22 protein-coding genes are annotated in these 20,485 nt (G+C 68.6%); 10 read left to right on the forward strand and 12 right to left on the reverse strand.

Features of this window, described 5'->3' with window-relative positions; all coding sequences use genetic code 11:
* Nucleotides 1–59: 59 nt before the first annotated feature.
* Entirely contained in the window at nucleotides 60–2,978 is a 2,919-nt protein-coding gene (locus FHS98_RS14035) for a TonB-dependent receptor domain-containing protein (RefSeq protein WP_341786071.1), read from the reverse strand.
* Nucleotides 2,979–3,483: 505 nt separating this feature from the next.
* Here FHS98_RS14035 and FHS98_RS14040 point away from each other — a divergent pair.
* Nucleotides 3,484–4,008 (forward strand): hypothetical protein, encoded by a 525-nt coding sequence (locus tag FHS98_RS14040; protein ID WP_167106243.1) that lies wholly within the window; start codon nucleotides 3,484–3,486, stop codon nucleotides 4,006–4,008.
* Nucleotides 4,009–4,037: 29 nt separating this feature from the next.
* Here the strand turns inward: FHS98_RS14040 and FHS98_RS14045 are convergent, their stop codons facing one another.
* From FHS98_RS14045 to xseA, 3 genes are read right to left on the reverse strand one after another with little or no spacing between them, the layout of a single operon-like run.
* Complete coding sequence (locus tag FHS98_RS14045; protein WP_167106246.1) at nucleotides 4,038–4,955, reverse strand: M23 family metallopeptidase; 918 nt, start codon at nucleotides 4,953–4,955, stop codon at nucleotides 4,038–4,040.
* Entirely contained in the window at nucleotides 4,955–5,155 is a 201-nt protein-coding gene (locus FHS98_RS14050) for a DUF2093 domain-containing protein (protein ID WP_167106790.1), read from the reverse strand. Before FHS98_RS14050 ends, FHS98_RS14045 begins: the two co-directional genes overlap by 1 nt.
* Nucleotides 5,156–5,183: 28 nt before the next feature.
* Nucleotides 5,184–6,701 (reverse strand): exodeoxyribonuclease VII large subunit, encoded by a 1,518-nt coding sequence (gene xseA, locus FHS98_RS14055; RefSeq protein ID WP_167106249.1) that lies wholly within the window; start codon nucleotides 6,699–6,701, stop codon nucleotides 5,184–5,186.
* Here xseA and purD point away from each other — a divergent pair.
* Both purD and FHS98_RS14065 read left to right on the forward strand, forming a co-directional pair.
* Nucleotides 6,700–7,968, forward strand: a complete 1,269-nt coding sequence (purD, locus tag FHS98_RS14060) for a phosphoribosylamine--glycine ligase (RefSeq protein ID WP_167106253.1) — start codon at nucleotides 6,700–6,702, stop codon at nucleotides 7,966–7,968. The genes xseA and purD overlap by 2 nt on opposite strands.
* 60 nt (nucleotides 7,969–8,028) lie before the next feature.
* A complete protein-coding gene (locus FHS98_RS14065) occupies nucleotides 8,029–8,532 on the forward strand; it encodes a hypothetical protein (protein WP_167106256.1) in 504 nt (167 codons plus the stop codon).
* Here the strand turns inward: FHS98_RS14065 and FHS98_RS14070 are convergent.
* From FHS98_RS14070 to FHS98_RS14085, 4 genes are all read right to left on the reverse strand, one after another.
* Nucleotides 8,529–9,857 (reverse strand): hemolysin family protein, encoded by a 1,329-nt coding sequence (locus tag FHS98_RS14070; protein WP_167106259.1) that lies wholly within the window; start codon nucleotides 9,855–9,857, stop codon nucleotides 8,529–8,531. The genes FHS98_RS14065 and FHS98_RS14070 overlap by 4 nt on opposite strands.
* A 64-nt stretch (nucleotides 9,858–9,921) precedes the next feature.
* Entirely contained in the window at nucleotides 9,922–10,374 is a 453-nt protein-coding gene (locus FHS98_RS14075; RefSeq protein WP_167106262.1) for a nucleoside deaminase, read from the reverse strand.
* Nucleotides 10,375–10,423: 49 nt separating this feature from the next.
* A complete protein-coding gene (locus FHS98_RS14080; RefSeq protein WP_167106265.1) occupies nucleotides 10,424–10,648 on the reverse strand; it encodes a hypothetical protein in 225 nt (74 codons plus the stop codon).
* Between the two features lie 61 nt (nucleotides 10,649–10,709).
* Entirely contained in the window at nucleotides 10,710–10,994 is a 285-nt protein-coding gene (locus tag FHS98_RS14085; RefSeq protein WP_167106268.1) for a YciI family protein, read from the reverse strand.
* A gap of 101 nt (nucleotides 10,995–11,095) precedes the next feature.
* Here FHS98_RS14085 and rpmB point away from each other — a divergent pair, with 101 nt between their 5' ends.
* Nucleotides 11,096–11,389: a 50S ribosomal protein L28 gene (gene rpmB / locus FHS98_RS14090; protein ID WP_167106271.1), complete on the forward strand. Its 294-nt coding sequence runs from the start codon at nucleotides 11,096–11,098 to the stop codon at nucleotides 11,387–11,389.
* Between the two features lie 97 nt (nucleotides 11,390–11,486).
* On the opposite strand, the gene FHS98_RS14095 is transcribed toward rpmB, so the two are convergent.
* Nucleotides 11,487–12,452, reverse strand: coding sequence for an esterase-like activity of phytase family protein (locus FHS98_RS14095; protein ID WP_167106274.1), 966 nt, complete (start codon nucleotides 12,450–12,452; stop codon nucleotides 11,487–11,489).
* 208 nt (nucleotides 12,453–12,660) lie between these two features.
* Between FHS98_RS14095 and FHS98_RS14100 the strand changes: the two genes are divergently transcribed.
* Nucleotides 12,661–13,008: a glycine zipper 2TM domain-containing protein gene (locus FHS98_RS14100; RefSeq protein WP_243848037.1), complete on the forward strand. Its 348-nt coding sequence runs from the start codon at nucleotides 12,661–12,663 to the stop codon at nucleotides 13,006–13,008.
* A gap of 99 nt (nucleotides 13,009–13,107) precedes the next feature.
* On the opposite strand, the gene cobT is transcribed toward FHS98_RS14100, so the two are convergent.
* Genes cobT through FHS98_RS14115 form a run of 3 tightly spaced genes read right to left on the reverse strand, consistent with a single transcriptional unit; the run spans nucleotide 13,108 to nucleotide 16,533 of the window.
* A complete protein-coding gene (gene cobT, locus FHS98_RS14105) occupies nucleotides 13,108–14,946 on the reverse strand; it encodes a cobaltochelatase subunit CobT (RefSeq protein ID WP_167106280.1) in 1,839 nt (612 codons plus the stop codon).
* Between the two features lie 9 nt (nucleotides 14,947–14,955).
* Nucleotides 14,956–15,960, reverse strand: coding sequence for a cobaltochelatase subunit CobS (gene cobS, locus FHS98_RS14110; protein ID WP_167106283.1), 1,005 nt, complete (start codon nucleotides 15,958–15,960; stop codon nucleotides 14,956–14,958).
* Between the two features lie 24 nt (nucleotides 15,961–15,984).
* Nucleotides 15,985–16,533 carry a J domain-containing protein gene (locus tag FHS98_RS14115; protein ID WP_243848042.1) on the reverse strand — a complete coding sequence of 183 codons (549 nt, stop codon included), beginning with the start codon at nucleotides 16,531–16,533 and terminating at the stop codon, nucleotides 15,985–15,987.
* Between the two features lie 105 nt (nucleotides 16,534–16,638).
* Between FHS98_RS14115 and FHS98_RS14120 the strand changes: the two genes are divergently transcribed.
* The 5 genes from FHS98_RS14120 (at nucleotide 16,639) to thiL (ending at nucleotide 20,422) form a co-directional block, all read left to right on the forward strand.
* Nucleotides 16,639–16,926 carry a BolA family protein gene (locus tag FHS98_RS14120; protein ID WP_167106286.1) on the forward strand — a complete coding sequence of 96 codons (288 nt, stop codon included), beginning with the start codon at nucleotides 16,639–16,641 and terminating at the stop codon, nucleotides 16,924–16,926.
* Nucleotides 16,927–16,972: 46 nt separating this feature from the next.
* Nucleotides 16,973–17,641 carry an ATP phosphoribosyltransferase gene (hisG, locus tag FHS98_RS14125; protein WP_167106289.1) on the forward strand — a complete coding sequence of 223 codons (669 nt, stop codon included), beginning with the start codon at nucleotides 16,973–16,975 and terminating at the stop codon, nucleotides 17,639–17,641.
* Nucleotides 17,631–18,923: a histidinol dehydrogenase gene (gene hisD, locus FHS98_RS14130; protein ID WP_167106292.1), complete on the forward strand. Its 1,293-nt coding sequence runs from the start codon at nucleotides 17,631–17,633 to the stop codon at nucleotides 18,921–18,923. Before hisG ends, hisD begins: the two co-directional genes overlap by 11 nt.
* A gap of 6 nt (nucleotides 18,924–18,929) precedes the next feature.
* Nucleotides 18,930–19,385 carry a transcription antitermination factor NusB gene (nusB, locus tag FHS98_RS14135; protein WP_167106295.1) on the forward strand — a complete coding sequence of 152 codons (456 nt, stop codon included), beginning with the start codon at nucleotides 18,930–18,932 and terminating at the stop codon, nucleotides 19,383–19,385.
* 107 nt (nucleotides 19,386–19,492) lie between these two features.
* On the forward strand, nucleotides 19,493–20,422 hold the full coding sequence (gene thiL, locus FHS98_RS14140; RefSeq protein WP_167106299.1) for a thiamine-phosphate kinase: 930 nt from the start codon (nucleotides 19,493–19,495) through the stop codon (nucleotides 20,420–20,422).
* Nucleotides 20,423–20,485 lie beyond the last annotated feature (63 nt).

Raw genomic sequence — 20,485 nt, forward strand, 5'->3', positions numbered from 1 at the left:
GAAAAAAGGGCGGCTCCCGAAGGAACCGCCCCTATTTTCCTCGCTGACGATGCGAAGGATCAGAAGTTGACCTTCGCGCTCATCACGAAGCGGCGGCCCAGCGTGTCGTAAGTCGCCGGGTAGGTGTTGCCGCTGTTATAGGTGGTGGAACCGATATCCGAACCGACGATCGGCGGATCGCGGTCGAGCAGGTTCTGAACCTCGAAGGTGAGGGTCAGGTGCTCATTCACCGTGGTCTGTGCCGTCAGATCGAAATAATCAGCCGGCTTGATATGCTGGAATTGAGGAGCAACCTTGTTGACCTCGAGGGCCAGCGGCTCGTAGTCGAGGCTATCGATATGACGCCACAACAGTGACAGCTCGGACTTGCCGAAGTCGAGAGTGGTACGCTGGCTCCACTGGAACTTCGGAATCGGCGAACCAACGGATTCACCACCACCGATACCACAGTTCGAGCTGTAATAGCCGACGCACTCACGATTGACGTCGAACGCCGATGCCTGGAACTTCGAACGGAAGGTATAGTTCCCGTTGAAGCTCAGCCCAAGGTGAGCAAAGCCGAGGTCGCGGTTATAGTTCAGCGAGAGGTCGATACCGTCGGTCAGCAGCGTGCCGCTGTTGGTCAGGAAGGCTGGGAGACCGCTACCCGGACCTGCCTGATCGCCATTGAGGCTGCCCGTGTTCGGGTCACGATGGATCAGAAGGCACGCCGCACTCGAAGCGGCTGCCGCGGACGGATTAAGAGGATCCGGACCAAAGCAGTTGGCGATCGAGTTCCCCGACGTCTGACTCGAAATCGCATTGGTGATCTTGATATGATAATAATCGATCGTCGCGGTGAAGCCCGGAATGAGGTTACGCGGCTGCAACACCGCACCTAGCGTATAGGTGTTGGCCTTTTCCGGCTTCAGATTCTGGTTGCCCGAGAACAGGGCATTGGACTGACCCGCCGAAGGCTGCTCGATGGTACCAAGGCTGCTCTGCGGCGCGCCCTGAGCCACGCAGACGGCAGCCAGATTCGCATTGTTGGTCGGCGCTGCGCCGGCGCAGGGGTCGAAGTTGAGGTTGGTCAACCCGACGGCAGCCGGCGAGAACAGTTCGTTGAGGTTCGGCGCGCGGACGGCATGCGAATATTCCGCACGCAGCTTGACGCCCTGAACCGGCTCCCAAACGCCGCCGCCCTTGTAGGTGGTGGTGTTGAAGCGGTTTTCGGTGCCGTAGATCTTGTAGTGCGAATAGCGAATGCCGGCGTCGATGCTCAGGCTATGGAAGCCCGGGCGATCCTGGATGAGCGGTGCGTTCAGCTCGCCGAAGCCTTCATAGACGTCATAGCTGTCGCTGAACGGAATAACCGCCGAACCGGACCCGCCGAGTTCGCCCGGGCTCTCCGCCAGCTGATCGGCTTCCTGCGAAGCCTTGTATTTGCGATACTCAGCACCGACGGCGAAGTTGATCGGATCATTCGCCATCGGGCTGGCGACGCCGAAGTCGCCGCTGATGTCCGCATGAGCCTGGGCCAGCGAAGTTTTGACCGCCGTGGTGCTCTTGACCTGCAGGAATGCGGCCTGCTCAGCCGAGATGCTGCCCGGGGGGCCAAAAATATCGATCGGGACGCAGCCGTTCGACGGATCGACACAGGTGCCATCGGGATTCAGCGCCAGCCCCTGCTGGAGACGCTTGATGTCGGTGTAACCCTGAAGCGTCTGGGTGTTCGTGCTGTTGCCATACGAACCATATGCGTTGAACTTGAGGTGACTGTTGATGTCGCCACGCACGCCGAGCTGATAATCAAAGACACTCGTTACATAGTTCGAAACGCGATTGCCGACCTCAGGCGTACGACGGCGAAGGGTGACATTATTGAGCGTGTCAGCCGACGTGCAAGCCCCGATGCCCGCGGCATCGCAAAGCGCGGTGCGCTGCGCATCCGTGAGGTACGGGTTGCTGAGTGAAATGTTCACCGTGTTGTCGAACGCGCCCGATGGCGCGACAATCGTATTGACCGTGTTCTGCGAATACAGGCCACGAGTATAGACTTCGATGTGGTCGGTAACCTCGTAATGCCCCTGCGCGAAAATGTTGTAGCGCTTGAACGGCGTCTGGAGGACGTTGAACGGATTGAAGTTGTAGGGCGTGAACGCCGACCCCAAGACGCCCGTGGTCGGGTCGAACCGCAGGTAACCCTGGCCGAAATTGAAGCCGGTCACCGGTGTGGTGCCCGAGCCGCCAGCCGAACCATCAGCCGATGCGATGGCGTCATGCGAGAAGCCGCGATCGCCGTCATAGACGGCATCAGACTTCTGATAGCCGATGCCGAGCACGACGTTGCCGCGGCCGTCGTCGAAGTTCGCGCCGGTCGTGATGTCGATGCGCTGGACATGGCCGTCGCCGCGCTGCGTGAGCTGCTGCGAGGCGTCGACCTCGAGGCCGGCGAAGTTCTTGCGGGTGACGAAGTTGACGACGCCCGACACGGCGTCCGCGCCGTAGGTGGTCGAGTTACCGCCCGTCAGAACGTCGACGCGCTCGATGAGGGCGAGCGGAATGTCGTTGAGATCGGTGACGCCCGTGAGGGTCGCCGGCACGATGCGCGTGCCGTCGAGCAGGACGACGTTGCGGTTGTCGCCGAGACCACGAAGGTTGACGGTCGAGAAGCCGCCGCTGCCGTTGTTGATGGCGTTGCCGATGCCTGGAACCACGCCCGGGATGTCGCGGATCAGCGACTCGGCGGTGTTCGACTGCTTGAGCTGCATTTCCTTGCGGTCCGTCACCAGCACGGGCGCCGCCGACACAAGGTTCGGATTCTTGATGAGCGAGCCGGTGACGACGATCGCGTTGGCGTCAGGCGCGGCGGCCGGAGCGGCCGGAGCGGGCTGCGCGTCCTGAGCGACCGCCGGGGAAGCGAGGCCCAGCATCAGGGGCGCGAGGCCGCCGACCAGAGCCGAGCTGGTGCGGAAGCGAGAGAGAGCGACGGATATCACGAGCGAATCCCCTTATTCAGACCGGCGGGCCGTGCCCCCCGGATATACCCGGCAGCCTACGGATCTTAGCGTCCGCACGGCTCCATAAGTGTCACCTATGCTGGAAACAGGCCCGGAAGGAAGCGGACCGCGGGGTTCACGATGCAAAAGCTCGCAAACTGTCTCTTTGATGCAACAATCGTCCCGGAGGCGGGTATTTCCCGTAATCGATCGCTATCGAAATGCCCTCCCGATGCGCCAGAAAGCGGCTAAATCCACGGAAATTCGTCGGGTTTCACCCCGGCGGCGACACCCCTGCCCCGAAACGCGGTTGTTGCGCGAGTGCGACACAGAGAGGGCCGGGGCCAAGCGACACGCGACTGAATATATCAAAAGCGCCCACCTGGCCGTTCGGCAGGTCGCCGCCGCTGGCCGATATTTCTGTGGAGAAGAGGGGAAGAGGGCTGCTAACCGAAGCCGGCTTCCCGGCTCATGATCGCGCGGGAAAGGTAAGGTGGGAGCGTCGATGATGCGTGTCGGATTGATCGTCGCCACAATGGCATTCGGCACGGCGGCCTCGGCGGCGGCGGCGCCCCCGGCCCTTCCCACCGAGCTTCAGGGCCTCGCCGCCTGCCGGGCGATGGCGGACAACGGCGCGCGCCTCGCCTGCTACGACGCCGCCACCGCGCATCTCGAAGCGGCCGTGAACAAGCATGACGTGCTGGTGCTCAACCGCGACGACATGCGGGCCACCCGCCGCGGACTTTTCGGCTTCACACTGCCCAAGACCTCGCTGTTCGGCCGCTCGGGCAGCGACAGCGAGCATGACGACGTCTCCGAAATCGATGCGAAGGTCACGACCGCCAGCTCGCTGGGATACGGCATATGGCGGATGCGCCTCGACGACGGCGCCCTCTGGGAGACCACCGAGGCGGTCGAGTGGGATGGCCCGCACGCCGGATCGAAGATCCACCTGAAGCGCGGCACGCTCGGCAGTTACTTCATGACGATCGACGGCGCCCGAGCGGTGCGCGCGCGCCGGGTCGGCTGATCCGCCTTCCGGGATCGCCGGGAATATCCCTATTCGGGGACGGGGGACGTCGACTCGACCAGCAGCGGATCGATGCGCTCGCCCCGCCATGTGAGCGCCCAGTGCAGATGCGGGCCGGTGGCTCGGCCGGTCATGCCGCTCTCGCCGATCACCTGTCCCTGACGCACCACGTCGCCCACCTTCACGTCGATATGGCTGAGGTGGAGGAAGGCGCTGTCGAGCCCCATGCCGTGGCCGACCATCAGCAGATGCCCCTCCAGCGTGAACGGATCGCCCGAGGCCGCGAGCAGCACCACGCCATCGGCCGGAGCCCGGATCGGCGTGCCCTGCGGCACGGCGAGGTCGAGGCCGGAATGATAGCTGCCCTTCTCGCCCTTATAGACGCGCTGGGCGCCGAACAGGCCGCTGACACGCGCGTTGGCGGGCCAGATGAAACTCTGCCGCCAGCCGTCGCTGACGATGCTGGCGGCCTGCACGCGCGCCGCCTTGATCTGCGCCAGTTCGCCCGCACGGATGCGGAGGAACTCCGCCGGCGGCTGCCGATATTTGGGTATCGGAAGCGACTCGATCCGCCATTCGCGCGGCGCCACCGCGAGATGGTCCACGACGGTGGTGCCGTCGCGCCGCGTCGCGGTGAGGGTGGCCGTCGGGCCATGATCCCGCCCGAACGCGATCAGGAAGCGGCCGTCGGCGCCGAGCGGCACGTCCGCCCCGTCGAGCACCAGGGAGATGGTCCCGCCCGGCGCGGTGCCGATCAGCATCCCGCCCTGGCTCATCGCTCCCTTGAAGGAGAAGCTCGTGCCTCCGCTCGCCGGCGCCACCGGGAGCTGCACGGCCGGGCGCGGCGCGGGCGGCGGCTCCGTCGGCGCCTTCGCCTGGGGCCGGGAGGCCGCGCACGCCGCCAGGGCGAGCAGCGTGCCGGCGGCGATCGCCCCCTTCACCCGCATCAGCCCTTCAGTTCCGCCTTTGTGGACATCTCGGCCGAGGCATAGGCCTCCTGCCGCTCGACGCTCCAGTAGCGCAGCCGGTCGAGCGGGATCGCCTCGCCCGACACCGCGCAGGTGACATGATCGCCGGGGACGAGAACCCGGAAGCTGTTGGCGAGATAGCGCAGCCGGGCCTCCCGGCCACTTTGCGACATGAGCATGGACATATCCTTTTCCTGAAACCCCGATTTAGAAGAGCTGCGGCTGAAGGGAAGGGTCACGCGGCGGCCGGGGCTTCGGGCGCGACGGCGGTGGCGATGCGTCGGTGGTGACGACATCCACCCCGCCATCGGCGAAGATCAGCCGCATCGTGCCGACCTCCCGCGCCTTGTGCGCGCTGTCGACGACATGGCCGTCCGCCTCGACCCGCGCATAGCCGCGCCGGAGCACGAGATCGGGGTTGAGGCTCTGCGCCACGCGCCACAGCGCATCGAGCGTCGCCCGCGCCTCGGCGAGCCGACCGGTGACAAGCGTGGGACGGAGCGGCACGCGATCGAGCCGGCGCGCGGCATCCGCCACGGGCACCGCCGCCGCCCGCGCCAGATCGCGGCCGAGCCGATCGAGCGTCGCCCGCTCGCGCTCGACGCGCGAGGCCAGGAGGCGAGGGCGGAGCGCGCCCGCCGCATGGGCAAGATCACCGCGCGCCACCGCCAGCCGCTGCGACAGCGCGCGCGGCAGGCGCTCGCCGAGATCGTCGAGCTTCTGGCGCTGGCCCCCAAGCAGCGTGTCCGGCGTCGGCAGGCGGCGGGCGGTCGCGGTGAAGCGCTCCAGCCCCCGCTCGTGATAGCGCCGCGCGCACCGCGTCGCGCGATGGCCTAGCGTGTCGAGATAGCCGAGCAGCTCGGCCCGCACCGGCACCGCCATCTCGGCGGCGGCGGTGGGCGTCGGGGCGCGGCGATCGGCGGCGAAGTCGCAAAGCGTGGTGTCGGTCTCGTGGCCCACCGCCGAGATGATCGGGATCGAGCAGGCGGCCACCGCGCGCACCACCACCTCTTCGTTGAACGCCCACAGATCCTCGATCGAGCCGCCGCCGCGCGCGACGATCACGAGGTCGGGCCGGGGCAGGGGGCCATCCTCCGGCATGGCGGAGAAGCCGTTGACCGCCGCCGCCACCTTCTCGGCCGCGCCCTCGCCCTGCACCGGCACGCCCCACACCAGCACGCGGCTCGGGAAGCGATCGGCGAGGCGGTGGAGGATGTCGCGGATCACCGCGCCGGTGGGCGAGGTGACGACCCCGATCACGCGCGGCACGAAGGGGAGGGCGACCTTGCGCTCCTCGTCGAACAGCCCCTCGGCGGCGAGCATTCGGCGGCGCTTGTCGAGCAGCGCCATCAGCGCGCCCTGACCCGCCAGCTCCATCCGGTCGATGACGATCTGGTATTTGGAGCGCCCCGGATAGGTGGTGAGCTTGCCCGTCGCGATCACCTCGATGCCGTCTTCGGGGCGGAAGCGCAGGCTCGCCGCCTGTCCCTTCCAGATCACGCCGTCGATCACCGCCTTGTCGTCCTTCAAGGCCATGTAGCAATGGCCCGAGACGTGGCGCTTGAACCCCGAGATCTCGCCGCGCACGCGGACATGGCCGAAACGATCCTCCACCGTCCGCTTGAGCGCGCCCGAGAGTTCGGAGACAGAGAGGGCGGGCGCGTTGTCGCCCGGCGCCTCGTCCGCTAGGAGCGCGCCATTGGGATAATCGGAAGGGGTGACCATGAACGTCCTGCTACTGGGCTCGGGAGGCCGCGAACATGCGCTCGCCTGGAAGCTGGCGCAATCGCCGCTGCTGGGCACGCTCTATGCCGCGCCGGGCAATCCGGGAATAGGGCATCATGCGGCGCTCGTGCCGCTGCCGCTCAGCGATCAGGCCGCGATCCTCGATTTCGCCCGCGAGGCGGAGATCGATCTGGTCGTGATCGGCCCCGAGCAGCCGCTGGTCGAAGGCCTCGCCGACACGCTGCGCACCGCCGGCATCGCGGTGTTCGGTCCATCGAAGGCCGCCGCCCAGCTCGAAGGGTCCAAGGGCTTCACCAAGGCGCTGTGCGACCGGGCGAACGTCCCCACCGCCGCCTATGCAGCCTTCACCAACGCCGCCGAGGCCAAGGCCGCGCTGCCGCGCTTCGGGCTTCCGGTGGTCATCAAGGCCGATGGGCTCGCGGCGGGCAAGGGCGTCATCATCGCCATCTCCCGGGAAGAGGCAGAGGCCGCGATCGACGACATGATCGGCGGCCGCTTCGGATCGGCGGGCGCGAGCCTCGTCATCGAGGAGTTTCTGGAGGGCGAGGAAGTCTCGCTCTTCGCGCTGTCCGACGGCAAGACCGTGGTCGCGCTGGGCTCCGCGCAGGATCACAAGCGCGTCGGCGACGGCGATACCGGCCCCAACACCGGCGGCATGGGCGCCTACTCGCCCACCCGCGCGCTGACTCCCGAACTCGAAGCGCGCGTGATGGCGGAGATCGTCCGCCCCTCGATCGCGGGCATGGCGGAGGCCGGGATGCCGTTCACCGGCGTGCTGTTCGCAGGCCTGATGCTGACGGCGCAGGGGCCGAAGCTCATCGAATATAATGTCCGCTTCGGCGATCCCGAATGCCAGGTGCTGATGATGCGCCTGGACGAGGATCTGCTGCCGCTGCTCCACGCCGCGGCGACCGCCACGCTGGAGGATCGCCCGATCCGCTGGAAGGACAAGGCCGCGCTCACCGTGGTGATGGCCGCCAACAACTATCCCGACACGCCCGAGACGGGCGGCGCGATCAGGGGCGTCGACATCGCCACGGCGAACGGCGCACAGGTCTTCCATGCCGGCACCCGCGCCGAAGCCTCGGGGCTGGTCGCGGCGGGCGGGCGCGTGCTGGCGGTGACGGCGCTGGGCGATAGCGTGGCGGAAGCGCAGGCCGCCGCCTATCGCGCGGTGGACAGCATCGACTTCCCGACCGGCTTCTGCCGTCGCGACATCGGCTGGCGCGAGATCGCGCGCGGCTGAGGTTGCGCGCGCGGCCGTCGCGCGGCAGTCTCGGAAACGACCATTCCAACGGGGTAGAGTATGTCCGCTAGCACGCTCGTCATCATCGGCGCCGCGCTTGTCCTCCTGGTCCTTGTGCTGGTGCTGCTCGCGCGCACCGGTCGCAAGTCCGCCGAGGGGCCGGCCGACGACGGCATCGCCATGGTGAAGCCCGCGACCGAGCTGTCGCCGATCGCCACCGACGAACCGCTTCCCGAGCCCGGCGCGCCGGGCACGACCACCGGCCTCGCCACCGCCGAACTGGCACCGGCCCCCGTTCCCGTCGCCGAGGCGCCGGCCGGCCCGGCCGATCCGCTCACCCGGCTGAAGGGCCTCGGCCCCAAGGCGGAAGCGGCGCTGAACGGATTGGGCGTCAGCCGCTACGAGCAGATCGCGACCTGGAGCGAGGGCGACATCGCCCGCGTCGATGCGCAGATGGGCAATTTCAAGGGCCGCATCGTCCGTGATCGCTGGGTGGAGCAGGCCCGCCTGCTGGCCGACGGCGACATCGCCGGCTTCGAAGCGACCTTCGGGAAGCTCGGCTAAGCCTCGACCCGATCGGCGCGGCGGCGCGGGCTGGCCAGCAGCTTGTCGACGCGCCGGCCGTCCATGTCGACGATCTCGAAGCGCCAGTCGCCATAGTCGAAATGCTCGCCCGTCTCGGGCAGATGGCGCAGCACCGACAAAGCGAAGCCGGCGGCCGTCGCATAATCGCGATCCTCGGGCAGGTCGATGCCGAGCCGCTCCGCCATCGCATCGGCCGAGAGCGCGCCTGAGACGAGATGGCTGCCATCCTCGCGCTCGACCAGCGCGGGATCATGCCCCTCCTCCTGATCGGACGCGAAGGTGCCCGCGATCGCCGCGAGCAGGCCGCCCGGCGTCACCAGCCCGTCGAAATGGCCATATTCGTCATGGACCAGCGCCAGCGGCACCTCGGCGTCGCGCAGCACGGCGAGCGCGTCCATCGCGTCCATCCGATCCGGCACCGAGGGGACGGGGCGCATCATCGCGCGCAGATCGATGGACCGGCCCTCCATCAGCGCCATCAGCAGATCGCGCAGCCGCACCACGCCGACGATGCTGTCGACCGAACCTTCCGCCACCGGCAGGCGGCTATGCTGCGTCTCGCCGACGATCTCGCGGATCTCGTCGTGGCTGGCGTCGATGTCGATCCAGTCGACATCGGTGCGGGGCGTCATCACCTCGCGCACCGGACGATCGGCCAGGCGGACGACGCCCGAGATGATCGCGCGCTCGCTCTCCTCGATCACGCCCGCGGACGAGGCCTCGGCGACGACGAGGTGGAGTTCCTCCGCCGTCACATGATCGTCGCGCTCGCGCTCCAGCCCGATGAGCTGGAAAATCAGCAGGCTGGTCTTGTCGAGCACCCAGACCAGCGGCGCGGTGGCGCGCGCCAGCCACGCCATCGGCCGCGCCGCCACCGCCGCGATCGGCTCGGGCGAGCGCAACGCGATCTGCTTGGGCACCAGTTCGCCGACGATCAGCGAGATATAGGTCGTGACGGCGATCACCAGCGCGAAGCCCAGATGCTCGGCATGGGCGTGGGAGATGCCGGCATACAGCTCCAGCCGCGCCGCCACCGGCCCGCCCAGCGCCTCGCCCGAAAAGGCGCCCGACAGGATCGCGATCAGCGTGATGCCGATCTGCACGGTCGAAAGGAACTTGCCGGGATCCTCGCGCAGGCGGATGGCGACGCGCGCGCCGGTCCGCCCGGTCCGCGCCATCGCCTCCAGCCGCGCCCCGCGCGACGAGACGATCGCCAGCTCGCTCATCGCGAACAGGCCGTTCAGCACGACCAGCGCGAGGATGATGACGACGTCGATCCAGGGGAAGGGGTCAAGATGCGGCATGGCGCTGTGCATCCCTTGCCGAAAATCGCGGGCTTCGACAATGGCCCGTGAAAGCTTCGCGGCGTCAGCGGCGCCCGGCGAAGAAATCCCTGAGCATCGCCGCCGATTCGATCTCGCCCAGCCCCGCATAGATTTCGGGGCGGTGATGGCAGGTCGGCTGGGTGAAGAAGCGGGGGCCGTGCGCCACGGCGCCACCCTTCTCGTCGCCCGCGCCATAATAGAGCCGGTCGATCCGCGCATGGGCGATCGCGCCCGCGCACATCGCGCACGGCTCCAGCGTCACCCACAGGTCGCAGCCGTCGAGCCGCCCCGTGCCGAGCTCCGCCAGCGCCATGCGGATCGCCTCCATCTCCGCATGGGCGGTGGGATCGCCGAGCGCGCGCATCCGGTTGGCGGCCACCGCGATCACGCCGCCGCCGCGCGTCACCACCGCGCCGACCGGCACCTCGCCGGCTTCGGCGGCACGGGCGGCGGCGTCGAGCGCGAGGCGCATGGGTTCGGGAAGCGGAAAGGCCATGCGGCGGCCTTAACCGACCGGCGGCCGCGCGTCAGGCCCGTTGTGCGCCTCAGCGCGGCTTCTGGACGTTGACGGTGGGCACCGCCACCACCTCGTTCCTCTGGCCGACGCTGACATTGGCGGTCCGCACATCGAACGCCGGCGCGGCGCCGCCCTTCACGTCGATCTTCGGCAGCTCCGCAGTGCGGGTCTGGCTGACGTTGACATAGCCCAGCGAAATCGCCGCGATGCCGACCAGCACCACGATCACCAGCAGCACGAGGATGGCACGCATGACCTCACCCCTCTCCCATTTGGAACGGGGTCAACGTCCCGACGCGAAGAGCGGTTGCACGTTACGCCTGGGGAAAGACCTGCCTCCACGGCTCCACCGTCACCGACGAGAAGAGGCCGGCCTCGGCATAGGGGTCGGCATCGGCGAAGGCGCGGGCGGCGGCGATGTCGTCGAACTCGGCGATGATGATCGAGCCCACCGGCTTGCCCGATTCGTCGTCGATCGGGCCGGCGGCGGCGATTCTCTCGACAATCGAGCGCAGATGGTCGAGATGGCGCGGCCGCGTATCGGCGCGCAGACTGCCCGCATCGGCACGGTCACGGGCGATAATGGCGAATTTGGGCACTCTGGCGACTCCTCTTCGGGGCGAACGGGTTGACCGAACCGCCTGTGTCCACTAGGGACGCCGACTTTCCCGGCAACAGATTCTTTTTGGGACACGAAATCATGTCGCGCATCTGCGAGCTGACCGGCAAGGGCCGCCAAGTGGGACACAATGTCTCCCACGCCAACAACAAGACCAAGCGCACCTTCCTGCCCAACCTGCAGAATGTGACGCTGATTTCCGACACGCTCGGCCAGTCGGTCAAGCTTCGCGTCTCGACCCACGGCCTGCGCTCGGTCGAGCATAATGGCGGCCTCGACAACTGGCTGGTGAAGGCGTCGGACGCCGACCTCAGCCTGCGCGTCCGTCGCCTGAAGCGCGAGATCGTCAAGAAGAAGGCGGCTGTCGCCGCCTGATTCGGCCGGCCGGGTCCGCCCGGCCGCATCGTTCTCGAAAGGCCTGCGAACCAAGGTTCGGCAGGCCTTTTCGTGTGTCTGCGATTCCGCGATCCGGTCAAACGCCGGCGGGGAGCTCGAACGCCATCAGCAGCGTGCGCTCGGCGACGAAATAATTGTCGTCCGACGCGATCCACAGCACCGTCCTTCCGCCCTGCGAATCGATCGCCAGCGCCTCCATATTGTCGACGGTGAGCGGCGGGCGGAGGAAGGCGACCGGCTTGCCCGTCACCACGCTGTCCTTCGCGATACCTTTCGGATCGAGGATGGTGATCGCCGCCGAGAAGCCATGCGTCACGCTGAACCGGCGATGGAGCACCGCCACGCGCCCGTCGGGCAGTTCGGCGGCGTCGGTGGGCGCGAAGCCCGGCCCCGGCCCGCGATAGCCGAACGGCACCGGCTGCGCGCCCTCGACCGGATCGCCGGGGAAGAGCAGCACCAGATGGCTGCCATCCTTGCGCTTGCGCGTCTCGGCGAAGACGAGGAAGCGGCCGTCGCTCAGCCGCACCATCGCCTCGGCGCCCTCGTTGTGCGGCCATGTGTGCATCATCGGCGGCGCGGCATGGCCGTCGGCCGCCGTGAAGCCCCTCGTGTAGCGCCAGATCTGGTTGCGCGTCTCGAACCCCGCCCAGACATGGCCCGAGACCGGATCGTAGGTGGAGGATTCGCTGTCCCGGTCCACCTTGCGCGCGCCGTCGCCGGGGCCGTCGGGGAGTTCGCTCATCGCATAGTCGCCGATCGCGCCGGTGCGCCCGTCGAAGCGGAAGCGCGTCACCACGCCGCCGTCGCTCAGCATCACGAAATGGCCGTCCTGGAGCGTCATCGACGAGACGCCGCCGAATCGACGGTCGCTGCCCTTCAGCACCCAGCCGCCGAGATAGCGCAGCTTCCCCGCCATCCGCTGCCCCGGATCGGCCGTGTCGAGTGCGACAGGCGTCGCCGTCAGCCCCGCTGGCACCGAGCGGAAAGCGAGCGGGACGGGAGCGAGCGCGACCAGCGCGGCGAGGAAGGCGAGGCGATGCATCCTTGTCCTTCTAACGGCGGCGCGGGCGCGGGGAAGCCGGCTTGATCCTGAACGACGGCTAACGTCTATGTTCAGGCGCTTGTCACCCGGATCGTGTGAAAAGATGCTCATCGGATGACCGCCGGGCCTTTTCAGGCCGATTCGCGGTCGGGGGTTTGTCGAGTTGAGGAGGGTCGCCATGGCGCGTCGGGCGCTTTCGCTGAAAATCATGAGTGCGCTGGCCGCGCTCTCGATGACGGCGGCCCCCTTTGCCGCCAACGCGCAATATCATGGCGATCGGCATGACCGGGGCGGCTGGAGCGAGCGTGACTATCATGACGACGGCCCCCGCTATCGCGACGGGCGCGGCTATCGCGACGGGCCGGGCCGCCGTGACGGACGCGGCCGGCCGGATCGCCATCGCTGCCGCGACGGCACCACCGGCACGATCATCGGCGCGATCGCCGGCGGCCTGCTCGGCAATGCGGTGGCCGGTTATGGAGACAGGACGGCCGGAACCATCATCGGCGGCGGCGTGGGCGCTCTGGCGGGCAACGCCATCGGGCGAGACTGCTGAGGTTCATGTTCGGCTGGTAGAAGACGCCGCATCGGAACGCCTCGCGTTGCATATCGAGGACGGAGACCGGGTGGGCTAGCGCCCGGCCTCCACGCCCCGCTAGGTCGCTTCGTCGAACAGATCGGCGAGCTGGCCGACCATTGTACCCCCCAGTTGCTCTGCGTCCATGATCGTCACCGCGCGGCTGTAATAGCGCGTGACGTCATGGCCGATGCCGATCGCCACGAGCTGCACGGGCGAGCGCGTCTCGATCCAGTGGATCACCTGGCGCAGATGCTTCTCCAGATAGGAGCCCGAGTTGACGCTCAGCGTCGAATCGTCGACCGGCGCGCCATCGGAGATCACCATCAGGATGCGCCGCTCCTCGGGCCGCGCGATCAGCCGGTGATGCGCCCAGAGCAGCGCCTCGCCGTCGATATTCTCCTTGAGCAGCCCCTCGCGCATCATCAGCCCGAGATTCTTGCGCGCCCGCCGCCAGGGATCGTCCGCCTGCTTGTAGACGATGTGCCTGAGGTCGTTGAGCCGGCCCGGCATCGGCGGGCGCCCGGCGGCGAGCCACGCCTCGCGGCTCTGCCCGCCCTTCCAGGCGCGGGTGGTGAAGCCCAGGATCTCGGTCTTGACCCCACAGCGCTCCAGCGTGCGGGCGAGGATGTCGGCGCTGATCGCCGCGATCGAGATCGGCCGCCCGCGCATCGAGCCCGAATTGTCGATCAGCAGCGTCACCACCGTGTCGCGGAACTCGGTGTCGCGCTCGATCTTGTAGGAGAGCGACAGCATCGGGTTGACGATCACGCGGGCGAGCCGCGCGGCGTCGAGGATGCCTTCTTCCTGATCGAAATCCCACGAGCGGCTCTGCTGCGCCATCAGGCGCCGTTGCAGCCGGTTGGCGAGCTTGGTGACGGCGCCCTGCAAATGGGTGAGCTGCTGGTCGAGATAGGCCCTGAGCCGCGTCAGCTCCTCTTCGTCGCAGAGGCTCGCGGCATCCACCACCTCGTCAAAGCGGGTGGTGTAGGCCTGATAATCGAACTGCGGCGAAAGATCGGAGAGCGGCCGGTTGGGACGGGCAGGGGCAGCGCCTTCCTCGCCATCGTCGCCGAGGCCGCCTTCCTCCTCGGCCATCGAGTCGCGCTCGGTCTCGCCTTCGTCCTGCTCGTCGGCCTCGCCCTGATCGGCTTCCGAGCGGACGTCCATCTTGTCCTGCGGGCCGGCGCCATCGCCTTCGCGATCCTCGTCGGTCTCGCCCTGCTGCTCGTCGTCCTGCCCTTCCTCTTCCTCGTCGCCCTCCTCGGGCTCCCATTCGGGGGGAAGCTCGGCCTCGACGAGCTGGAGGTCGTGGAGCAGCTTTGTGGCGAGCTGGGCGAAGGCGGACTGATCGTCGAGCGCGAGGCCCAGCGCGTCGAGATCGGCACCGGCCTTCTCCTCGACCCATTCGCGGACCAGCTCCAGCCCGCTCTTCGCACGCTCGGGCACGGGCTGGCCGGTCAGCCGCTCGCGCACCATCAGGCCGATGGCGGTCGACAGCGGCACCTCCTCGCGGGTGCGGGCGCGGACGATGGGGTCGGCACGCATCCGGGCTTCCAACGCGGTGGTGAGGTTGGCGGCGATGCCGTCCATGCCGCGCGAGCCCAGCGCCTCGACGCGCGCCTGCTCGACCGCGTCGAACACCGCGCGCGCGATCGGGTCACCCGGCGCCGCCCGGTTGTGGAGCAGCGCGTCATGGTGGCGGAGGCGCAGCGCGAAGGCGTCGGCCGCGCCGCGCGCCTCGGCCACCTGATCGGCGGGGAGGGTGCGGCCCGGCATCGGCACCTTGACCGTCTTGCCGCTCTGCACCGGCGTGTCGGCCGAATAGCCGAGTTCCACCTCGGGCTCGTGCGCGATCGCCCGCGTCGCGCCGGCGAGCGCGAGACGGAAGGTTTCGAGAGGATTCTGCTCGGCCATCGGGCCTCCTCAGGCTTTCCTCACCACGCTCTCGGGCAGATCCTTGCCGAACACGCGCTGATAATATTCGGCGATCAGCGAGCGCTCGGCCTCGTCGCAGCGGTTGAGGAAACTCATGCGGAAGGCGGTGCCGACATCGCCGAAGATCAGCGCGTTCTGCGCCCAGGAGATCACGGTGCGCGGGCTCATCACGGTGGAGATGTCGCCCGCCATGAAGCCCTGCCGGGTGAGATCGGCGACCTTCACCATGCGATCGACGACATCCTTGCCCTCGGGCTTGTCATATTCGCCCGACTTGGCGAGCACGATCCGCGCCTCGGTGGCCGCCGGCAGATAGTTGAGCGTGACCACGATGTTCCAGCGGTCCATCTGGCCCTGATTGATCTGCTGGGTGCCGTGATACAGGCCCGACGTGTCGCCCAGACCCACAGTGTTGGCGGTCGCGAACAGGCGGAACCACGGGTTCGCGCGGATCACGCGGTTCTGATCGAGCAGGGTCAGCTTGCCCTCGGCCTCCAGCACGCGCTGGATCACGAACATCACGTCCGGGCGGCCGGCGTCATATTCGTCGAACACCAGAGCGGTGGGAGTCTGGAGCGCCCACGGCAGCAGGCCCTCGCGGAACTCGGTCACCTGCTTGCCGTCACGCAGCACGATCGCGTCGCGGCCGATCAGGTCGATCCGGCTGACATGCGCGTCGAGATTGATGCGGATGCACGGCCAGTTGAGCCGCGCCGCCACCTGCTCGATGTGGGACGACTTGCCGGTGCCGTGATAGCCCTGCACCATCACACGGCGGTTGTGCGCGAAGCCGGCGAGGATGGCGGTGGTCGTCTCCGGATCGAACACATAGGCCGGATCGAGATCGGGCACGCGCTCGTCCGCTTCGGAGAAGGCGGGCACCTCCATGTCCGAATCGAGCCCGAACAGGTCGCGTACCTTCACCATCTTGTCGGGGGCGGCGAGCAGCGTGTCGCTGCGCGCGTCGGGCTGGACGTTGGGGATGTCGGCCATGCGTGTCGAACCTTCTTTACGGACTCAGGCGAATGCGGGTGCGGACTTGAGCTGCGTATAGGCCGCGATCACGTCCTGCAAAGCCTTCTCATGGGATCGGTCGCCGCCATTGCGGTCGGGGTGGTACTGGCGGACCAGCTCGGCATAGCGCGCGCGCACCGCCCGGCGGTCCGCATCGATGCCGAGGCCGAGCACCTTGAGCGACCGGCGATCCTCGCGGCCGAGGGGGCGGCCGTCGGCGCGGGCCTGCTGCTCGGCGCGGGCTTCGTCCATGCGCTTGCGGAATCGCGCGCCGATCGCGTCGAGCGGATCGCCGAAGTCGGACCAGCGGGGTGGCAGGTCGGCACCGACATGGCTGAAGGCGCGAGTCTCGCGCTCCCAGCCCGCATAGGGGCGCTGCGCCGCCTCGATCTCGGCGGCGTCCATGCCCGCGAAGAAATTGTAGCGGGCGTTGAAGGCGCGGACATGATCGAGGCAGAACCAGCGATAGACCGGCGGCCCGTCGCCACGCGTGCGGTCTCCGGCGGGCGCGCGGAACTCGCCCGGCAGGTCGCAGCCCAGCTCCTCGCACATCCGCCCGCTCTCGACGCGCCCGTGGAAACGCGGGCTTCTTCTCCGGCCGTCTTCGTCCGCCAACTTCACGCCCCGTCTTTCGGCAAAGCCCGCTATATAGGGCGGATGACCACAGCTTCCACTGGCCCCGTCGCCGCCGAAATCGCCCGCCGCCTCACCGCCGCCCTGTCGCCGACACGGCTCGCCGTGATCGACGACAGCGAGAAGCATCGGGGGCACGCCGGCCATGATTCGCGCGGCGAGAGCCATTTCACCGTCGAGATCGTCGCGCCCGCCTTCGAGGGCCTGAATCGCGTCGCCCGCCAGCGGCTGGTGAATCAGGCGCTCGCCGAGCTGCTGGTCGAGCGCGTCCATGCGCTGGCCATCAAGGCGCGCGCGCCCGGCGAGGCCTGACCGCTCTTCCTTGCCGGAAAGGCGCTCTCCCGCTATCGGACGCGCCATGCCTGAGCCCGTGATCCTCGCCGTGCCGAAGGGGCGCATTCTGACGGAGGCGCTGCCCATGCTGGCGCGCGCCGGTATTCGCCCCGAACCGGCGTTCAGCGACCCGGATTCGCGCGCGCTGCGCTTCAAGACCGATCGCGCCGACATCGAGCTGATCCGCGTCCGCGCCTTCGATGTCGCCACCTTCGTCGCGCATGGCGCGGCGCAGCTCGGCATCGTCGGCTCCGATGTGCTGATGGAGTTCGATTATTCGGAGCTGTATGCCCCGGTCGATCTCGGCATCGGCCATTGCCGCATCTCGGTCGCCGAGCCCAGGGGCATGGCCGAGGGCGACGATCCGCGCGAATGGAGCCATGTCCGCGTCGCGACCAAATATCCCTCGATCACGCGGCGCCATTTCGAGGCGCGCGGCGTGCAGGCCGAGTGCGTGAAACTCAACGGCGCGATGGAGATCGCCCCCGTGCTGGGCCTCGCCAGCCGGATCGTCGATCTCGTCTCCTCGGGCCGCACGCTGGTCGAGAACGGCCTCGTCGAGGTCGAAACGATCGCCGAGGTCTCCGCCCGCCTGATCGTCAACCGCGCCGCCTTCAAGACGCGCGCGGACACGCTCGGGCCGCTGGTCGCGGGCTTCCGCGCCGCCGCGCAGGAGATGCGCGATGCCGCTTAGGCTGAACGCCGCCGATGCGGGCTTCGAGGCCGATTTCGCCGCGCTGGTCGACGCCCGGCGCGAGGCGGATGCGGATGTCTCCGCCGCCGTCTCCGAGATTCTGGCCGATGTCCGCGCGCGCGGCGATGCGGCGGTGGCCGAACGGACGCTGAAGTTCGACGGCCATGACCTCGCGACGAGCGGCTGGGAGATCGACAAGGCCACCCGCCGCGCCGCGCTCGACGGGCTGGAGCCCAAGCTCCGTGAAGCGATCGAGCTCGCGGCGGAACGCATCCGCGTCTATCACGCGGCCCAGCGCCCCGAGGATCGCGATCACACCGATGCCGCCGGCGTCCGCATCGGCGCGCGCTGGAGCGCGGTCGATTCGGCGGGCCTCTATGTGCCCGGTGGTCGCGCGGCCTACCCCTCCTCGGTGCTGATGAACGCGATCCCCGCCAAGGTGGCGGGCGTCGGGCGGCTCGCGATGGTGGTGCCGACGCCGAAGGGCGTGCTCAACCCGCTCGTCCTCGCGGCGGCCGAGATCGCGGGCGTCGACGAGATGTTCCGCATCGGCGGCGCACAGGCGGTCGGCGCGCTGGCTTATGGCACCGAGCGGGTCGCGCCGGTGGACGTGATCGTCGGCCCCGGCAACGCCTGGGTGGCCGAAGCCAAGCGCCAGCTTTATGGGCGCGTCGGCATCGACATGGTGGCAGGCCCCTCCGAGATCGTCGTCGTCGCGGACGGCCGGAACGACCCCGAATGGATCGCCGCCGACCTGCTCAGCCAGGCCGAGCATGATCCCACCAGCCAGTCGATCCTGTTCACCGATGATGCGGCCTTCGCCGACAAGGTGGCCGAAGCGGTCGCCCGCCAGCTCGAAACGCTCGCCACCGGCACGGTCGCGACGCAGAGCTGGGCGGACAATGGCGCGATCATCCTCGTGCCCGATCTGCGCCAAGCCATCCCGCTCTGCGACCGGCTCGCGCCCGAGCATCTGGAACTGGCCGTCGAAGATCCCGAGCCCCTGTTCGCCAAAGTCCGCCATGCCGGCTCCGTCTTCCTCGGCCGGCATACGCCCGAAGCCGTCGGCGATTATGTCGGCGGGCCGAACCATGTGCTTCCCACCGGCCGGCGCGCGCGCTTCGCGTCGGGCCTGTCGGTGCTCGATTTCATGAAGCGCACCAGCTTCCTCGCCTGCGACGCCTCCTCGATCCAGCGCATCGGCCCTGCCGCCGTCGCGCTGGCGGAGGCGGAGGGGCTCCCCGCGCACGGCCGCTCGGTCGCGCTGCGGCTGCAACAGTAAGAGATCATGACCCAGAAACCCGCACGCTCCCGCGCCCGCTCGGCGGCACGGCTCGCCGCCGTCCAGGCGCTCTACCAGCAGGAGATGGAGGGCACGCCGCTCGTCCTGCTCCTCACCGAGTTCCACCAGCACCGCCTCGGCGCCACCATCGACGATGTCGAATATGCCGACGCCGAGGTGAGCTTCTTCGACGATGTGGTGAAGGGCGTCGATGCTCGCCGCGAGGAGCTGGACGCGCTGATCGCCGCCCGCCTCGCCGCCGGCTGGACGATGGACCGCCTCGACAAGCCGATGCGCCAGATCCTGCGCGCCGGGGCCTATGAGCTGCTCGCCCGCCCCGATGTGTCGGTGGCGACGGCCATCTCCGAATATGTCGACGTGGCGGCCGCCTTCTACGACAAGCGCGAGAAGGGCTTCGTCAACGGCCTGCTCGACGCGATCGCCAAGACGGTGCGCGCGTAGCGGTAACGCACCAATCGTCACCCGGACTTGATCCGGCATGACGGCGAGAGGCTTATAAAGGCATCCTCTCGCCGGGCGGCCCCTTTTCTGTCTAGAAATGGGTCGCCATGGCCGAGCACGACTTCATAGAGCGCCTTCGCGCCATCGCCACCCACCCCGCCGCGCGGGGCCTCGCCGACGATGCGGCGGTGCTGGGCAACCTCGTGCTGACCCACGACATGATCGTCGAGGGCGTCCATTATCTTCCCACCGATCCGCCCGCCGACGTGGCGTGGAAGCTGCTGGCGGTGAATCTCTCCGATCTCGCCGCCAAGGGCGCCGTGCCGGAGGGCGTGCTGCTCGGCTACCCGCTGGGCGCGGCGGATTGGGATGCCGCCTTTGTCGACGGCCTCGCCATGGCGCTCCGCCATTTCGACGTGCCGCTGCTCGGCGGCGACACCGTGTCCGCCCCGGAAGGCGCACCGCGCATGATCGGGCTCACCGCGCTCGGCCGCTCGGCCTATGCGCCCGATCGGCGAGGCGCGAAGGAAGGCGACGATCTCTGGCTCGTCGGCCGGATCGGCGAGGCCGGCGCCGGGCTCGCCATCGCGCGGGGGGCGGAGGGGCCGGCCGAACTGCTCGCCGCCTATCGCCGCCCGCGGCCGCTGCTCGCCGAGGGGAGGGCGCTCGCCCCCCACGCGCACGCCATGGCCGACGTGTCCGACGGGCTGCTGATCGACGCCAGCCGCATCGCCACCGCCTCCGGCCTGTCGGTGGTCATCAACCTCGCGACCGTGCCGCGCTCGCCCGCGCTCACCGCCTTCGCGGGCGAGGATCGCGCCGCGCGCCTCGCCGCCGTCACCGCCGGCGACGATTATGCCCTGATCCTCGCGGCCGCCCCCACCGAACGCGGAGCGATCGTGGAGCTGCGGCTCGATGCCCGCCGCATCGGATGTTTCGCCCCCGGAACGGGGATAACCCTCCACGACCGCGCCGATCCGGTGCCGCTTCCCGGCCGGCTCGGCTATGTCCACGCGCCGGGCGGATCGATGGCGTGACTTGCCAAGTCCCTCACTTGCCGTTCTAACTTGGCCCAAGGCCTTCGCGCCGGCCGACCCCGG

The sequence above is a fragment of the Sphingomonas oligoaromativorans genome, from assembly GCF_011762195.1.
In the GTDB taxonomy this organism is placed as follows: domain Bacteria; phylum Pseudomonadota; class Alphaproteobacteria; order Sphingomonadales; family Sphingomonadaceae; genus Solisphingomonas; species Solisphingomonas oligoaromativorans.

Excerpts from the sequence above, each read along its gene's own strand:
- FHS98_RS14040 (WP_167106243.1), top strand. The coding sequence starts at position 3,484 with ATGATGCGTGTCGGATTGATCGTCGCCACAATGGCATTCGGCACGGCG.
- FHS98_RS14045 (WP_167106246.1), bottom strand. The coding sequence starts at position 4,955 with ATGCGGGTGAAGGGGGCGATCGCCGCCGGCACGCTGCTCGCCCTGGCG.
- FHS98_RS14050 (WP_167106790.1), bottom strand. The coding sequence starts at position 5,155 with ATGCTCATGTCGCAAAGTGGCCGGGAGGCCCGGCTGCGCTATCTCGCC.
- purD (WP_167106253.1), top strand. The coding sequence starts at position 6,700 with ATGAACGTCCTGCTACTGGGCTCGGGAGGCCGCGAACATGCGCTCGCC.
- xseA (WP_167106249.1), bottom strand. The coding sequence starts at position 6,701 with ATGGTCACCCCTTCCGATTATCCCAATGGCGCGCTCCTAGCGGACGAG.
- FHS98_RS14065 (WP_167106256.1), top strand. The coding sequence starts at position 8,029 with ATGTCCGCTAGCACGCTCGTCATCATCGGCGCCGCGCTTGTCCTCCTG.
- FHS98_RS14070 (WP_167106259.1), bottom strand. The coding sequence starts at position 9,857 with ATGCCGCATCTTGACCCCTTCCCCTGGATCGACGTCGTCATCATCCTC.
- FHS98_RS14075 (WP_167106262.1), bottom strand. The coding sequence starts at position 10,374 with ATGGCCTTTCCGCTTCCCGAACCCATGCGCCTCGCGCTCGACGCCGCC.
- FHS98_RS14080 (WP_167106265.1), bottom strand. The coding sequence starts at position 10,648 with ATGCGTGCCATCCTCGTGCTGCTGGTGATCGTGGTGCTGGTCGGCATC.
- rpmB (WP_167106271.1), top strand. The coding sequence starts at position 11,096 with ATGTCGCGCATCTGCGAGCTGACCGGCAAGGGCCGCCAAGTGGGACAC.
- FHS98_RS14095 (WP_167106274.1), bottom strand. The coding sequence starts at position 12,452 with ATGCATCGCCTCGCCTTCCTCGCCGCGCTGGTCGCGCTCGCTCCCGTC.
- FHS98_RS14100 (WP_243848037.1), top strand. The coding sequence starts at position 12,661 with ATGAGTGCGCTGGCCGCGCTCTCGATGACGGCGGCCCCCTTTGCCGCC.
- cobT (WP_167106280.1), bottom strand. The coding sequence starts at position 14,946 with ATGGCCGAGCAGAATCCTCTCGAAACCTTCCGTCTCGCGCTCGCCGGC.
- cobS (WP_167106283.1), bottom strand. The coding sequence starts at position 15,960 with ATGGCCGACATCCCCAACGTCCAGCCCGACGCGCGCAGCGACACGCTG.
- FHS98_RS14115 (WP_243848042.1), bottom strand. The coding sequence starts at position 16,533 with ATGTGCGAGGAGCTGGGCTGCGACCTGCCGGGCGAGTTCCGCGCGCCC.
- FHS98_RS14120 (WP_167106286.1), top strand. The coding sequence starts at position 16,639 with ATGACCACAGCTTCCACTGGCCCCGTCGCCGCCGAAATCGCCCGCCGC.
- hisG (WP_167106289.1), top strand. The coding sequence starts at position 16,973 with ATGCCTGAGCCCGTGATCCTCGCCGTGCCGAAGGGGCGCATTCTGACG.
- hisD (WP_167106292.1), top strand. The coding sequence starts at position 17,631 with ATGCCGCTTAGGCTGAACGCCGCCGATGCGGGCTTCGAGGCCGATTTC.
- nusB (WP_167106295.1), top strand. The coding sequence starts at position 18,930 with ATGACCCAGAAACCCGCACGCTCCCGCGCCCGCTCGGCGGCACGGCTC.
- thiL (WP_167106299.1), top strand. The coding sequence starts at position 19,493 with ATGGCCGAGCACGACTTCATAGAGCGCCTTCGCGCCATCGCCACCCAC.